This window comes from Streptomyces sp. NPDC058464, assembly GCF_042721035.1.
Taxonomy (GTDB): domain Bacteria; phylum Actinomycetota; class Actinomycetes; order Streptomycetales; family Streptomycetaceae; genus Streptomyces.
In genome coordinates this window covers 59,519-75,028 of sequence record NZ_JBHXMA010000039.1, presented here as the reverse complement: position 1 = coordinate 75,028, position 15,510 = coordinate 59,519, and the positions used below count along the sequence as shown (strand labels likewise).

11 protein-coding genes are annotated in these 15,510 nt (G+C 69.2%); 5 read left to right on the top strand and 6 right to left on the bottom strand.

Translation table 11 applies throughout. The annotated features are described in order from the left end of the window. Positions 1–33: 33 nt before the first annotated feature. From ACFWPQ_RS39115 to ACFWPQ_RS39105, 3 genes are all read right to left on the bottom strand, one after another. Positions 34–864 (bottom strand): SDR family oxidoreductase, encoded by an 831-nt coding sequence (locus ACFWPQ_RS39115; protein ID WP_384045949.1) that lies wholly within the window; start codon positions 862–864, stop codon positions 34–36. Positions 865–1,051: 187 nt separating this feature from the next. After that, positions 1,052–3,718, bottom strand: coding sequence for a cellulose binding domain-containing protein (locus ACFWPQ_RS39110; protein ID WP_384045946.1), 2,667 nt, complete (start codon positions 3,716–3,718; stop codon positions 1,052–1,054). A 180-nt stretch (positions 3,719–3,898) separates the two neighbouring features. Continuing rightward, positions 3,899–6,817 (bottom strand): glycoside hydrolase family 48 protein, encoded by a 2,919-nt coding sequence (locus ACFWPQ_RS39105; protein WP_384046017.1) that lies wholly within the window; start codon positions 6,815–6,817, stop codon positions 3,899–3,901. A 279-nt stretch (positions 6,818–7,096) separates the two neighbouring features. On the opposite strand from ACFWPQ_RS39105, the gene ACFWPQ_RS39100 reads away from it, so the two are divergent. Next, entirely contained in the window at positions 7,097–8,584 is a 1,488-nt protein-coding gene (locus ACFWPQ_RS39100) for a cellulose binding domain-containing protein (RefSeq protein ID WP_384045943.1), read from the top strand. Positions 8,585–8,667: 83 nt separating this feature from the next. Continuing rightward, positions 8,668–10,386, top strand: a complete 1,719-nt coding sequence (locus ACFWPQ_RS39095) for a glycoside hydrolase family 6 protein (protein ID WP_384045940.1) — start codon at positions 8,668–8,670, stop codon at positions 10,384–10,386. A gap of 91 nt (positions 10,387–10,477) precedes the next feature. On the opposite strand, the gene ACFWPQ_RS39090 is transcribed toward ACFWPQ_RS39095, so the two are convergent. After that, positions 10,478–11,290 (bottom strand): phytanoyl-CoA dioxygenase family protein, encoded by an 813-nt coding sequence (locus tag ACFWPQ_RS39090; protein ID WP_384045937.1) that lies wholly within the window; start codon positions 11,288–11,290, stop codon positions 10,478–10,480. 87 nt (positions 11,291–11,377) lie between these two features. On the opposite strand from ACFWPQ_RS39090, the gene ACFWPQ_RS39085 reads away from it, so the two are divergent. Beyond that, a complete protein-coding gene (locus tag ACFWPQ_RS39085; protein ID WP_361295320.1) occupies positions 11,378–12,289 on the top strand; it encodes a class I SAM-dependent methyltransferase in 912 nt (303 codons plus the stop codon). Positions 12,290–12,493: 204 nt separating this feature from the next. Here the strand turns inward: ACFWPQ_RS39085 and ACFWPQ_RS39080 are convergent, their stop codons facing one another. After that, entirely contained in the window at positions 12,494–13,189 is a 696-nt protein-coding gene (locus ACFWPQ_RS39080) for a glycoside hydrolase family 75 protein (RefSeq protein WP_384045934.1), read from the bottom strand. Between the two features lie 227 nt (positions 13,190–13,416). Between ACFWPQ_RS39080 and ACFWPQ_RS39075 the strand changes: the two genes are divergently transcribed. Next, positions 13,417–14,028 (top strand): hypothetical protein, encoded by a 612-nt coding sequence (locus ACFWPQ_RS39075; RefSeq protein WP_384045931.1) that lies wholly within the window; start codon positions 13,417–13,419, stop codon positions 14,026–14,028. A gap of 160 nt (positions 14,029–14,188) precedes the next feature. Here ACFWPQ_RS39075 and ACFWPQ_RS39070 read toward each other — a convergent pair whose 3' ends face one another. After that, on the bottom strand, positions 14,189–15,025 hold the full coding sequence (locus ACFWPQ_RS39070) for an aldo/keto reductase (protein ID WP_384045928.1): 837 nt from the start codon (positions 15,023–15,025) through the stop codon (positions 14,189–14,191). Positions 15,026–15,357: 332 nt separating this feature from the next. On the opposite strand from ACFWPQ_RS39070, the gene ACFWPQ_RS39065 reads away from it, so the two are divergent. Next, positions 15,358–15,498, top strand: a complete 141-nt coding sequence (locus ACFWPQ_RS39065; RefSeq protein ID WP_384045925.1) for a pyrroloquinoline quinone precursor peptide PqqA — start codon at positions 15,358–15,360, stop codon at positions 15,496–15,498. Positions 15,499–15,510: the final 12 nt, after the last annotated feature.

Here is a 15,510-nt window from a genome sequence, read left to right as displayed (position 1 = left end):
CCGTCGGTCGAGGAAATTCCCTGTGCTAATTTATCACGCGTTTGTGGCGCCGAGGCCGAACTGTGCGCGCATTCCCGCGAAGAACGTGGCGTCATCGGTACCGGCGCGCGCCTTCAAAAGGTGCTCGGCGTCGGCGCCCGCCACGTACCGCAGTGTGTCGGTGTCGTCGGTCACGGCCTGGTGAACGGTCTCGGCGATGATCTCGGGCTCGGGTGCCTGCGCGGTCATCGGACCGAAGGCGCTGAAAACCGCCTCGACCATGGGCTGGTACTCCGGCAGGGACGGATCATTGCTGAAGTCGAAGGACCGTCCACCGAAATCGGTCCTGATATTGCCCGGTTCGACGATCTTGACGCGCACGCCGATTTCGGTCAATTCATACTGGAGGGCTTCCGAGATCCCTTCGACGGCGAATTTGCTGCCGTGATAGAGGGTGCCCAGAGGGAAGGTGACGCGTCCGCCCATCGACGAGATATTGACGATGGTGCCGCTTCTGTTGGCACGGAAATGCGGCAGCAGCGCCTTCGTCGTGGCGAGCAGGCCGAAGACGTTGACGTCGAACTGCCGGCGGATCTTGTCGAGCGGTGTTGCCTCCAGCGGCCCGTAGGCACCGTAGCCGGCGTTGTTCACCAGCACGTCGATGCGGCCGAAGCGGGTCAGTGCCGCGTCGACGGCCGCATCGATGGATGCGGAATCCTGCACGTCGAGGCGAGCGACGAGCACGTTGTCGAGCTCGGTGAGTTCCCGTTCGGCGCCGGGGTCGCGCATGGTCGCAACGACGTTCCAGCCTCGGGATCGGAAGAGTCTGGCGGTTGCTCGTCCGAGTCCGCTGGATGTGCCGGTGACAAGAATGGTCCGGGTCATGGTGGCGCTCCTTTCGCCGACCACACTAGGAATGCTCACCTGCCACCGCAGTGACGGATGACGCCGTCGTTCAATCCGATCGCGCCACGCGACCGCGGAGCGCGGCCCAGTCGGGCATCGCGTCGGATCGCACGCCCGCCGGACGGGGCGGGGCGCGCGCCCGGTGCGACACGCGCCCCGCCGTCCGTCAGGTGACCGCGCAGGTCCGGCCGCCCAGGGTGAAGGCCGTCGGTTCGGCGTTGCTGCCGGTCCAGGTGCCCGTGAAACCGAAGGACACCGACGACCCGGGTGCCACCGTGCCGTTCCAGCTGACGTTCCTGGCCGTCACGGCCGCGCCGGACTGGGTCCAGTCGGCGTTCCAGAGCTGGCCGACGGTCTGCCCGTTCGGGAAGGACCAGCCGAGGGACCAGCTGCTCCACGCCGCCGAGCCCGTGTTGGTGAGGCGGGCGTCCGCCTGGAAGCCGCCCGTCCACTGGTTGGTGACGGTGTAGGCGACCGAGCAGGCGCCGGACGGGGTGGGATCCGTACCGCCTCCGCCGCCCCCTCCACCACCTCCGCCGGTGTCGGACGTGTCGCCGTAGATCACACCCCGGCCGTTCGTCGAGATGTACACCCGGCCGTACACGCGCGGGTCACCCGTGATGGCCGCGCCCGTCCAACCCCACTGGTGGGCGTCGTCGTTGATGCGTGTCCACGTCGAACCCGCGTCCGTGGAGCGGAAGATGCCACGGACCCCGCCGATCTTCGCGCTGGTGTAGAGCGTCTGGTAGGAGGCTCCCGTCGCCGCCTTGCCGAAGCCGATGGTGTCGGCCTGGTCGACGTTCGCGAGCCTGGTGAAGGTCGCGCCGCCGTTCGTCGAGTGCCAGAGGCCGTAGGCGCCGTCCGCCGCACCGCCGGCCAGCCACATGTCGCCCTTCGTCCCCGGCAGCGCCTTGAACCGGACGCTGTCACCGCTCGGCAGACCGGTCGCGGCGGACGCGGTGAAGGTCGCGCCGCCGTCCGTACTCACGTAGAACTTCCCGGACTTGAAGCCGTAGAAGGTCTTCGGGTCGACCCGGTCGGACTCGACGGTCGCACCGGACGGGATGCCGCTCGACGCCGACCAGGACGCGCCGAAGCCGGTCGTGTACTGCACGCCGGTGCCGGCCGGGCTCCACACGAAGCGGCTGCCGTCCGAGGCCGCGGCCACCGTTCCGCCGCCGCTCACGCCCGAAGGGTCCGTCCCCGCGAACCAGTTGGCGCCGTTGTCCGTCGAGAACGCGATGTGCGGGCCGGAGTCGAGATTGCCGACCCGTACCACCGTGTTCGGGTTCGTCTCGGCGAAGTCCAGGCTCGTGGTCGTGGTGAAGGTCGGCGAAGTGAACATCATCGACGGGACCTTGGTGAGGTCCGTGTGCCGGAAGCCGCCGATGTCACCGAGAGCACTCAACAGGGGTGCCCCGGACGGGGGAGAGGCGAGGTCGTCGACGGCCGTCTCCTCCAGGCCCTGCACCATGGGCTGCACGGTGAACTGGCCGCCGCTGTCCCACTTGGTGAGGTCCTCGGTGCCGTAGAGCGTGGCGCCCGTCCCGTACATCATCCGGTCGGAGTCGAACGGGTCGATCTCCAGCGACTCCGTCATCCAGCCCAGCTTCGGGCTCTGTTCGGGCGGGGACGGGTTCGCGCCGAAGGTCAGCCAGGGGGAGGACGAGACGTCGATCGTGTACCGGTTCGAGCGGTTGGGGTACGACGTGTAGTCCCAGGCCTTCGTCCAGGTCGCCCCGCTGTCCGTGGAGCGGAAGATCTGGGTGTCCGGCCACCAGGAGCTGTACGCCGTCGCCATCACCGTGCCGGGGTGCTGCCGGTCGACCGTCAGCCCGGAGAAGCCGTAGTACGTGTCGGCCTCCGCCACCGGGCTGATGTCGGTCCAGGTGCCGCTCGCCGTCGCGTACCGCCACAACCGGCCCTTGCCGCCGTCGTACGGGCCGCCCTTGTCGCTGTAGGCGAGGTAGAGGTAGCCGTTCTCGGCATCGAGGACGCCCTTGTGGGCGAGATAGCCCGTGGGCTGCCCGGCCAGCCGGGTCCAGGTCGCGCCCGCGTCCGTCGAGCGGTACACCGCGTTGTCCTTGTCGGCGACCCCGACGTAGACCGTCTTCGTCGCCGTACCGGCCGTACCGGTCGACTCGTCGAAGGTGACCCAGACGATGCCCTGGTTGTCGGAGGCGTAGCCGCTGGTGTCGGCCGGATCCTGCACGTAGTCACCGACGTTGGGGAAGTTCGTCACCTGCGACCAGGTCACCCCGGAGTCCGTGGACCGCCACAGCCCCTTGCCACTGGGCGCGCCCAGATACGGCACGCTGTCCTTGTTCGGGTCGATCGCCAGCCGCTCGCCCATGCCCCGGCCGGGCATGTTGCCGCCCAGTTTGAACGGCAGGTCGGTCTTCTGCCAGCTGGCGCCCCGGTCGGCGGAGCGCAGCACGGCGCCGTTGGTCGGGTCCCAGCCGTTGGTGTACGTCCCGACGGCCGCGTACACCTTGTCCGGGTCGACGGAGTCGGAGGCCAGACTGACGACCCCCGTGTGCCCCCACTCGTCCCAGCCGACCGAGTCCAGCAGCGGCGTCCAGGTCTGCGTCGGCTCCGACCAGCGGTAGGCACCGCCGATGTCGGTACGGGCGTAGGCGAGGTTCTTCTCGGACCGGTTGAAGACGATCCCGGGGACGAAGCCGCCGCCGTCGATCCGGGCGTTGCGCCAGCTGTAGGTGTCGGCGGCGAGCGTGACGTGCGCGGCCTCGGGCGCGGCGAGCGCGGGCGGGGTGCCCGCGAGCAGCCCGGCCGCGAGGGCAAGTACGGCGGTGAGGATACGGGTTCTTCGCACGAGAGTCCTTCCGCAATGGAGATGGGAAGCGCTTACTTCGTGAGGTGAGAAGTGCCGGGCGATCCCCCAGTGCGGGTGGGGGACCGCCCGGCCGACCTGGCTGTCGCGCCCCGTCAGGGGCGCGGGGAACTGCGCGACCAGCCACAACGAAACCCGCAGCCGGCCACGCAGCCACCGGAACTACTCCAGCAACTCCGCATACGACCCCATGGCCATCGCGACATCCGCCTGCGCCCAGAACCGGTGATACGTGAACACGGGCGCGGCCCCGCCCGCCAGATAGCTCTGGATCTTCGACCACGCCGGGTCGTTCTGGTAGAAGGACCGCAGCGAGGCGAACGTCGACGACGAGTTGACCGCGTCGCCGTTCGGCATCTTGCCGCTCCACCCGCTCGGCACGTACACACCGTCGTCGAAGCGGTTGTAGTCGGCCCGCGTCTCCGGCACCGCGATCCCCAGGCTGTCCTGGTAGTTGTTCCACATGCCGTCGAGCAGCGCCTTGGCCGTGGACTTCGCCGTCGCGTCACCGGACCTGGCGGCGTAGTACGTCAACGTCTTTGCGTACGCGGCGGCCACGCCCACGTCGTTGGTGTAGTCGGCGACCGTGACGTGAAGTCCGCTGTTCGAGCCCGGACTCGACGCGTTCCAGGTGTCGGGCTGCCCCGACCACTGGAGTGTCGACGGGATCAGGTACGTGCCGTCCGGGTTGATCGTGGTCCTGGACAGCGCCCACGCCACCCACTTGTCGAGGATCGCCTTCGCCGAGGCGTTGCCGGTCTGCTGGTAGTACTCGGCGACCCGCTCCATCGACCAGGCCTGGAAGCCGAACCACTGGTTGGACGGCGGGTCGTGGTACACCGGCTCCCAGTCGTAGTACATGCCGTAGAAGGTCGACGTACCGGACGGCGGGCTCGCGTACCGCCCCTGCCAGCTGTTGGTCGCACCGCCCGCGATGGCGCCCTCGGACGACTGCAGCCAGCGGTAGAACTCCAGCTGCCGGGTCAGGGACGTGCCCCAGTCCGTCGCGCCCGTGGCCGACTTGGGCTTCAGATCGGCGTACGAGCTGAGCGCGTATGCGGCCAACGGGTTCTGGTAGCCGCCGTGCACGTGGCTGGACCCGATCCGCCACGCCCATCCGGCACTGCTGTCGGTCGCCCCGCCCCACGCGTAGTACCAGGAGAGCAGGTAGTCGGAGGCGTCCTTGCCGGTGCCGGCCGCGCAGGTGGTCGGACCCACGCAGTTGCCGATCTTCTTGAAGTACTTGTCGTACATCGCGTAGCGCAGATAGTCGCCCATCTTCGCCGCCTTGCCCACGGTGGCGGAGACGTCGGAGCCCTTGCCCTGCTCCTTCGCCCACACGTCCGCCCAGTACGCGGCCTGCACCGCACGCGCGTCGGCGTCCGGGGCGTCCGTGTACTTCCACTGCCTGGCGTAGGACGAGTCGCCGGTGAACAGGTCCAAGTAGCCGTTCGTGCCGCCGTACTTGAAGGCGTCGCAGGTCGGCTGCGGAACCGTCTCCCACACCGACTCCTGCGGACCGCGCTGGAAGGTGTTGATGTACGACGGCCCGTCGGCCGTCGGGCCCGCCTCGCAGCCGCCGCCCGGAGTGTCGCCGTAGCCGTAGACGTTGTCGACGTCCTCCAGCCAGTGCATGCCGTACACGTCGTCCGTGCCGTACGCGCTCTTCAGCTCGGCGGCGATCGGGTCCGAGCCCACCGACACCGACGTGTCCAGCTTCGCCGGGTACTCGTTCGGGGTGTCCAGCTCCGGCGCGTACGTCGCCGGTTTCGACGCGTTGTAGAAGGAGTTGGTCGGCTGGTCGGCGTGGGTCGGGATCATGTACTTCTCCATGAGGGCCCACGCGCCGTTGAACTTGGACCAGTCACCGGTGACCTTGCCGTACATGGCCTGCAGCCAGAGAAGGTAGCTGTACGCCTCCGACGTGGTCTCGTGGCCCTGGTCGGGGGCCTCGACGATCAGCGTCTCGACCGAGTGGTAGGGGATGCCCTCGGGGGAGAAGTAGCCGTTCGCCGGGCTGGTGATCCTCCCGTACAGGTCCAGGAAGCGTGCGTCGTACGCGTTCGACGCGGCCAGCTCGGTCACGGTGACCGTGGCACCGGTGTAGCCGGTCGCCGAGGCCGTGAAGGTCGCGGTGCCGGTGCCGGCGGAGTCCGCGGCCACGGTCACGTTCTGCGCGGTGCTCCAGTTGGACGGTGTGAACGTGAGCGACGATCCTGCGCTCACCGACAGCCCGGTGTTGCCGGCCGTGCGGGCCACGGACACCGTCACGTTGGCGGTCGGCTGTTTCGACAGACTCACGCCGAACCTGCCCGTCGCGCCCTGCTGGACGCCCAGCTGGGTCAGCGAGGCCACGACCGCGGGGCCCGAGGCGACCGTGATACCGACCGGTGTCGAGGACGCGGACGCGCCCAGGCTGTCGTACGCCTTCGCCACCAGGGAATGACTGCCGACGGTCAGGCTGGAGACCGAGAGCGAGTAGGGCGCCGAGGTGTCGGTCCCCAGCAGCGTGGTGTCGTCGTAGAACTCGATCTTGCTGATCGTCGCGCCGTCGGCCGCCGCCGCGGTCGCCGCCAGCGGGACCGCGTCGCCCTGCGTGTAGACCGCTCCCGCGCTCGGGCTGGTCAGCACGGTGATGGGCGGCTGGTGGGCGCCGGTGCAGGTCGTACCGTTGATCGCGAAGCTCGCCGGGGCCGCGTTGCTGCCCGTGTACGAGAACTGGGCGCCCGTCGACACGGCCGCGCCCGCCGCGATCGTGCCGTTGTACGACGCGTTCTGCACGGTGACCGAGGTACCGGACTGGGACCAGGTGCCGTTCCAGCCGCTCACCAGCTTCTGGTTGCCGGTGTACGCGTAGGTCAGCGTCCAGCCGTTGATGGCGTCGGTGCCGCGGTTGGTGAGGGTGAGGTCGGCCGTGAAGCCGGTGCCCCAGTCATTGGTCTTGTAGTCCACGCTGCACTGGACTGTCGCCGCCTGGGCGGGAGTCGTGCCGGTCGCGAGCATCGACACGGGCAGGGCCAGGGCCGCGACGACGGCCGTCCACAACCGTCGCACGGCTCTACGCCTCCGCCCGGAGTGCATGGCATATCCGGGTCGCATGTGCTGGTTCCTCCTTGCGCTTGCGGCTCGGGGAGAAGTCAAGGCTTGAACCAGTGGGAGCGCTCCCATAGTGGAGACGTGGCATGGTGCGGTCAAGGCCGTTGAAGAGTCGAAAAGATTCGACGGACGTCACTGCGGAAAAGTCAAGCAACTCCCCTGTTCTTTGCCCGCACTTGGCGCTACCTTCCTTCGCACCAGTGGGAGCGATTCCGTTCAGTCGACGCGTCCGTCACGACGCGCCCGAGCTGCAAGGAGTCGCTCATGCGACACCCCCCGCGTTCAGTTCTTTTAGCCGTCGCCGGTGCGGCCGCCCTCGTCGGGTCCGCGCTGGTGCCGGTCGTGTCGGCGTCCGGGGCGACGCCGGCCTGCACGGTGGAGTACGCGGTCACCAGCCAGTGGGACACCGGTTTCCAGGGCTCCGTGACCATCACCAACAACATGGCCGCCCTGAGCAGTTGGAGCCTGGGCTTCGACTTCGCGAACGGCCAGAAGGTCACCCAGGGCTGGAGCGCCAAGTGGTCCCAGTCCGGTACGACGGTCACCGCGGCCAACGAGAGCTGGAACGGCTCCCTGCCCACCGGCGCCGCCGTCAGCGCCGGGTTCCTCGGCTCCTGGTCGGGGAGCAACGCCGTACCGACGGCGTTCAGGCTCAACGGCACGACGTGCAACGTCGATACGCAGCCCACCCCGACACCCACCCCCACCCCGACGCCGACCGAGCCGCCCGCCGGCGGGACCGCACCGGCCCTGCACGTCTCCGGCACCAGGCTCGTGGACGCGGGAGGCACGACCCACCGCCTCCTCGGCGTGAACCGCTCCGGCGGCGAGTTCATGTGCGTGCAGGGCTACGGCATCTGGGACGGCCCGGTCGACGACGCCGCCATCAAGGCGATCGCCGACTGGAAGGCCGACGCGGTCCGCATCCCCCTCAACGAGGAGTGCTGGCTCGGCCTGTCCAACGTCAAACCCGAGTACGCGGGCACCAATTACATCAACGCGGTGAAGGACCTGGTGGCCCGCGTCGAGTCGTACGGCCTGACCCCGATCCTCGAACTCCACTGGTCCTACGGCCAGTACACGGGCAACTCGGCGGGCTGCTCCGACGTGCACGCCACCTGCCAGAAGCCGATGCCGGACGCGCAGTACACCCCGTCCTTCTGGTCCTCGGTGGCCGGCACCTTCAAGGACGACCAGGCGGCTGTCTTCGACCTGTTCAACGAGCCCTACCCGGATCGGGCGACCTCCACGGTCACCCAGGCCTGGCAGTGCTGGCGGGACGGCGGCACCTGCCCGGGGATCGGCTACGAAGTCGCCGGCATGCAGGACCTGGTCGACGGCATCCGGGGCGCCGGAGCGAGGAACGTCATCATGATCGGCGGGCTCGCGTACTCCAACGACCTCAGCCAGTGGCTGACGTACCGGCCCACCGACCCGGCCGGCAATCTCGTCGCCGCCTACCACGTCTACAACTTCAACACCTGCGCCAGTGAGAGCTGCTGGAACTCCACCCTCGCGCCGGTCGCGGCCCAGGTGCCGCTGGTCGCCGGGGAGATCGGCGAGAACACCTGCTCGCACGCCTTCGTCGACCAGGTCATGAAGTGGTTCGACGACCGCGGCCTCTCCTATCTGGGCTGGACCTGGAACACCTGGGACTGCTCGTCCGGCCCGTCCCTGATCTCCGACTACAGCGGTACGCCCACGGCGTACGGCGTCGGGCTGCGCGACCACCTCAAGGCCATCAACCCGTAAGCACGCCCACGAAGAAGCACGCCCACGAAGAAGCACGCCCACGGAAGAAGCACGCCCACCGAAGAAGAAGGAAACCCGCACTCATGAGTCGTACCAGAACAGCGGTGTTCGCCGCCCTGGCGCTCGTCGCCGGGGTCTCGGGTCCGGCGGTCGCCGTGACCCCCTCCTCCCAGGCGGCGATCTCCGCGATTCCCTGCACCGTCGACTACAAGATCCAGAACGACTGGGGAGCCGGCTTCACCGCCGCCGTCACCGTCACCAACAACTCTGCGGCCAAGTCGAGTTGGTCGGTGAAGTGGTCGTACGCCGGGAACCAGCAGGTGACCAGCTACTGGAACACCAAACTCACCCAGAGCGGCACCGCCGTGACCGCCAACAACGAGACCTACAACGGCACCCTGGCGACCGGTGGTTCGGTCAGCTTCGGCTTCAACGGGTCGTACACCGGCACCAACGCGGTCCCGACCGCCTTCACCCTCGACGGCGTCACCTGCAACGTCGACGACGGCAGCAGCGGTGGCGGAGGCGGTGGCGGCGGGGGCGGCGGCACCCGCGTCGACAACCCGTACTCGGGCGCCAAGGTGTACGTGAACCCGGAGTGGTCCGCGAAGGCCGCCGCCGAGCCGGGCGGCACCCGCGTCTCCAACCAGCCCACCGGCGTCTGGCTCGACCGCATCGCCGCGATCAACGGCACCAGCACCAGCATGGGCCTGCGCGCCCACCTCGACGCGGCGCTCGCCCAGAAGGGCAGCGGCGAGGAAGTCGTCCAGCTGGTCGTCTACGACCTGCCCGGCCGTGACTGCGCGGCCCTCGCCTCCAACGGCGAGCTCGGTCCGACGGAGATCGACAAGTACAAGACGCAGTTCATCGACCCGATCGCGGCGATCCTCTCGGACAGCAAGTACGCCTCGCTGCGGATCGTCACCACCATCGAGATCGACTCGCTGCCCAACCTGGTCACCAACACCGGCAGCCGGGCCACCGCCACCGCCAACTGCAACACCATGCTGGCCAACGGCAACTACGTGAAGGGCGTCGGCTACGCCCTCGCCAAGCTCGGCGCGATCCCCAACGTCTACAACTACCTCGACGCCGGCCACCACGGCTGGCTCGGCTGGGACGACAACTTCGCCCCCGCCGCCCAGCTCTTCTACCAGGCCGCCAACGCCGAGGGCGCGACCGTCGCCGACGTCCAGGGCTTCATCACCAACACGGCCAACTACAGCGCCCTGAAGGAGAACAACTTCACCATCAACGACACGGTGAACGGCACCTCCGTCCGCCAGTCCAAGTGGGTCGACTGGAACCGCTACGTCGACGAGCTCTCCTTCGCCCAGGCCTTCCGCACCCAGTTGGTCTCGGTCGGCTTCAACTCCGGCATCGGCATGCTGATCGACACCTCCCGCAACGGCTGGGGCGGCAGCGCACGGCCGACCGGCCCGGGCGCGACGACCAGCGTGGACACGTACGTCGACGGCGGCCGCTACGACCGCCGGATCCATGTCGGCAACTGGTGCAACCAGTCCGGAGCCGGCCTCGGCGAGCGCCCGCAGGCCGCCCCGGCCGCCGGGATCGACGCCTACGTCTGGATGAAGCCGCCGGGTGAGTCCGACGGCTCCAGCTCCGCCATCCCGAACGACGAGGGCAAGGGCTTCGACCGGATGTGCGACCCGACGTACACGGGCAACGCGCGCAACGGCAACAGCATGTCCGGCGCGCTGCCGAACGCGCCGTTGTCCGGGCACTGGTTCTCGGCGCAGTTCCAGCAGCTGATGGCCAACGCGTACCCGCCGCTGTCGTGATGACGGGTTGAGCTGGGATTGACACTGCTGGCCGGTGGGGGCTGGTCGCGCAGTTCCCCGCGCCCCTTCGGGGGCGCGGTTGTCGCCGGGGTCAGCTTTGCGGGGCAAGGCCTCGGCGGATGGCGATCTCCACCGCCGAATAGTCACCGTCCGGCCGCTTCAGCTCGCAGGGAGCGGCCGGCATCAACGGCGGCTGGGCCAGGAAGCGGGGGCGGGTGCCGTGGTGCGGCTGGGCCGCGTGGACCAGGAAGGGGTGGCAGAGGTAGACGTCACCGGGGCGGCCGGTGGCGTATGCGAGGGGGCGGTGCGCGGAGGCCTCGACGACCTGCGGGGCGATCTCCAGCATCGAGACGCCCTCCTCGCCGTACGGCTCCAGGACCGCGGGGATGTCGAGGTGCGAGCCGACGCGGATCCGGGTGGGCGCGTCCTGCTCGGTCACCTCGGAGAAGAGGAACAGCATCAGCAGCGCGCGGTCGCGGGAGCGCAGGTTCGTGTAGTACCAGCGGGTCTCGACGCCGTCCGGGAGGTAGCTGCCTTCTATGTGCCAACCCGCGTCGTCCGGCTCCTCCGCGTGCGGGAACCGCAGGGGGAAGCTGCCCAGCGAATAGCGCGGCGCCCAGCGGCCCTCGCCCACCAGCAGGTCGAACGCCCGGTGCAGCACAGGGGAGTTGACGGCGGCGGCGAACGGGCCCTGGGCCATCCCCGCCACCCACACCACGGGGTCCTTCCAGGTGCCGGGATCCGCCGGGTCGTACCCCGTCTCCCGCCACAGCAGCCGGGCGCAGTCCTCGGCGACGCGCGGCGGGAACGCGCCCTCGATCTTCACGAAACCGTCGGTCAGGAAGTGTTCCACCAGCTCGTCGTCCACCCGGTCATCGTGGACCGGCCGCCTTGCCGTCCGCATCCGGTTTTTTGCCGTACCGGCAACAGGACTGGCTTCCGGACGGTGCGTCGGCGCACGCTGGCGACACCCAGGACGAGAGGCTGACCCATGGCGCACGACCACCACCACGACCACAAGAGCACCCACGCGCACTCCCACACCCACACCCACTCGAACACCGACATCGACTGGGCCGAGATGGCCGGTTCCCTGGAGTCACAGGCGGAGCTCTTCGCGCCCCTCTACGAGAGCGCGCTGAGCTGGCTCGGCAAGGAGGTCACCGAGCCGGGACTGATCGTCGACGTCGGCAGCGGACCGGGGGTGGTGTCGTGTCTGTTCGCCGAGGTGTTCCCGGGCGCGCGGGTGCTGGCCGTGGACGGCAGCGAACCGCTCCTCGACCGGGCCCGGGCCCGTGCCGAGCGGCAGGGCGTGGCCGATCGCTTCGGTGTGCTCCACGGTGAACTGCCGGGAATTCTGGGCGAGTTGGACTACCCGGCGGATCTCCTCTGGGCCGGGCACAGCCTGCACCACCTCGGTGACCAGCGGGCCGCGCTCACCGCGTTCGGCGAGCGGCTGGCCCCCGGCGGCACCCTGGCCATCCTCGAAGGGGGCCTGCCGAGCCGCTTCCTGCCCCGAGACTTCGGGATCGGCCGCCCCGGCCTCCAGGCACGGCTCGACGCACTCCAGGAGGAGTGGTTCGGGCAGATGCGCACCGAACTCCCCGGCTCGGTCGCGGAGGCCGAGGACTGGCCTGCGCTGCTGTCCTCCGCCGGCCTGAAGTACGCCCGCACCCGCAGTTTCCTGCTGGACCTGCCCGCCCCGGCCTCCGACCGCGCTCGCGCCTACGCGGCCGAGATCTTCTCCCGGCTGCGGGACTCGGTCGCGGACGGCCTCGACGCCGACGACCGCGCGACCCTGGACCGCCTCCTCGACCCGGCCGACCCGGCGAGCGTGCACCGCAGGCCGGACCTGTTCGTCCTCGGCGTCCGCACCGTGCACACGGCGGTCCGGCCCGCCTGACCGCTCCGCTGGAACTGCCGCGACATGTCGTCTGTCGACTGCGGCGCCGTCGTGGCTGGTCGCGCAGTTCCTCCCTCAGGCTTCGGCCGGGGGTACCCCCAGCGCCCCTCACGGGGCGCTGCCGAACCCCAGCGGCCCGGTACCGTGCGGTACCGGGCCGCCCGCCCTCCCCGGGTCGGTGGGGCGCGAACGCGCCTCGGGGGTCTAGTTGTTGGAGAGGAACTGCTTGGCCAGCTGGTCGCCGAGGGTCACGGCCGCGCTGTGGCTCTCGATGGGGGAGACCTTGGAGTTCTTGAACAGGATGTAGGTCACGCCGGAGTCGGCGCCGCCGGTCGCCGGGTCGGGGTCGATGCCGAGCGCCTTGGCGGTGGCGTACGAGGCCTCGCCGATGATGTTGGTGGGGCCGGTGTCGCCGACCACCGCGTACTCCACCTTGTTGTTGTAGATCACGGCGACCACTCCGCCGCCCTTGATGCCGGCGCTGGAGTAGTTCCAGATGCTGCTGGAGCTGGGGACCACGATGTACGGCAGCGACTCGGCCTTGAGCGGCTTGCCGTCGGACTGGTGGAACGCGGTGTCGTCCTGGTACCAGGGGTCGCGGTCCTCGTTGCAGTTGGTGGTGCGCTGCCCGTCGCAGTCGATGTCCATGTCGGCCTTCCAGAAGACCGCGCCGTTCTTGCCGCAGACGGGGATCGTGGCCGACGTCTCGTCGTCGGTGCGGTACTTGCCGCTGGAGATCTGGGAACAGGACGTCACCTTGGCGAGCAGGTCCGCCGCGCTGACCGAGCCCTCCTGGGCGGACTTCGGGACGGCGGCGCCGGACGCGCTCGCGGGAAGCACTCCGGCGGCGAGCAGTGCGGCCCCGGAGGCCGCGGCAAGGGTCAGTGTTCGGATGCGCACTGTGGGGGGTCCCCTTCTGTTAGGAAAGTTTCCTGACCGGGTGTCGTACAAGGTGGACCCGGCTGCATGTCCGCGTCAACCCCTGGATGTCAACTCGGCGGTTTCTCGCGCATTGCGGTGATATGGGTGCCGGGGAACACTGGTGGTGCAGGACATTCGGGATATTTGCGCAGGAGCCGTGCGGGGGTTGGGCGGTGGCTCCGGTGGCTCCTGGGAGGCGAGGGGTCATGTTCGTACGCGCGGTGTACGTCACCGGCGATCCGGCGAAGGTCGAGGCGGCCATCAGGTCCCTGAACAGCCAGGGGCGTGAACTGCTCGAAGAACGTCCCGAGTACCGGGGTGCGGACGTCCTCGTCGACCGGGAACTGGGCAAGTTGCTCGCGGTGAGCTGGTGGGGCTCCGAGGAGTCCCGGCGCAACAGCGACCAGGTGATGCGCGAGCGGCGCAGGCCGATGCTGGAGCCGTTCGCGGGCACCGTCGCCGTCGAGAACTACGAGGTGGCCGTCTTCCACTCGGTGCAGCTGCCGAGGGCGGGCGGCGGCATGCGGTCCACCCGGGTGGAGTTCGACCCGGCCGACACGGACCTGTTCGCCGAGACGTTCCGCTCCTCGGCGATACCCCGGCTCGAAGCGCTGCCCGGCTTCGCCCGGTGCGCCGTGTTCGTCGACCGGCAGCGGGGCCGCGGCATTGTCGGCTCGCTCTTCGTCGACCGCGCCGCGATGGCCGGCTCGCGCGCCGGGCAGGCGGCGGCCCGGCGCGCGGACGCCGCCAAGGCGCACGTGACCGTGGTCGGCCTGGAGGAGTTCGAGGTCGTCCACGCGGACGTACGCTCCGACTGACGTGCCCCGTACGCTCCGACTGACGCGCCCCGCGCGGGAGTCCGCGAACGCGAACGGGGTCGTGGTGGGCGGGAACGCGAACGAGCCGGGGAGGGCGGGAACGCGAACGGCCGCCCCACCGTGCGTGCGGCGGGGCGGCCGAGGCGGACCGGGCTCTCGCTCAGCCCATGTCGAAGGTCGCCGGGTCCGGTCCGATGCGCCGGTCCTCGTTGAGCGCGCTGATCGCCGCGAGGTCCTCGGTGTCCAGGCTGAAGTCGAACACCGCGATGTTCTCCTTGATCCGCGACGGCGTCACGGACTTCGGGATCACCACGTTGCCCAGCTGGATGTGCCAGCGGAGCACGACCTGGGCCGGGGTGCGGTTGTGCTTCTGCGCGATAGCGACGATCGCCGGTACTTCCAGCAGCCCCTTGCCCTGGCCGAGCGGCGACCAGGCCTCGGTGGCGATGCCCTGCTCGTCGTGGAACTCCCGGGACGCGTGCTGCTGCAGGTGCGGGTGCAGCTCGATCTGGTTGACCGCCGGGATGACCGAGGTCTCCGCGATCAGCCGCTCCAGCTGCTCGGGGAGGAAGTTGGAGACGCCGATCGCCTTGACCCGGCCGTCGGCGTACAGCTTCTCGAACGCCTTGTACGAGTCGATGTACTTGCCCCGGGCCGGCAGCGGCCAGTGGATGAGGTACAGGTCCAGGTAGTCCAGACCCAGCTTCGCCAGCGACGCGTCGAAGGCGCGCAGCGTGGCGTCGTACCCCTGGTCGGCGTTCCAGAGCTTGGTGGTGACGAAGATGTCCTCACGCGGTACGCCGGAGACGGCGATCGCCTTGCCGGTGCCCGCTTCGTTGCCGTAGATCGCCGCTGTGTCGATGCTGCGGTACCCGGCCTCCAGTGCCGTGGCGACGGCCTGCTCGGCCTCGTCGTCCGGCACCTGCCACACGCCGAAGCCCAGCTGGGGCATCTCGACACCGTTGTTGAGGATTTTCGGGGGGACCTTGCTGCTCACGAGCTCTCGATCCTTAGGTTGTCGACAGGTGTTACCTCCATCGTCAACGATCACCGGCGTCGATGCATTCCTGACTGCCCAATCCGCCGGAACTGACCGGTGGGTCAGCCGCTGCGGGCGGAGATTGGCCGGAAATGGATCCGACGTTATGGGTCCGGACCATTGACCGCGGCCGGTTGCTGCGGAGACTCTGGTGCGCATCGTCGGACGTATCACTGAACCAGATACAGGGATGTGAACATTCCTGTGGGTTTTCCGGCGGAACCCTGTGAACGCATCACCTCTCTCTGCGCTCTGAGACCCCCCAACCTCAGGAAAGCAGGTACGCACCCATGAACGAGACGACGCCCGAGGACCGCCAAGCGGAGCCCGCCGCCGTACAGACATCGGATGAAAAGGTCTGGCGAAGCCCCGGCTACCAGGTCGTGGAGACCGCCCTGGAAGTCACCGGCTACGCCCTCGGCGACCGCTGACCCGCCCGGGCG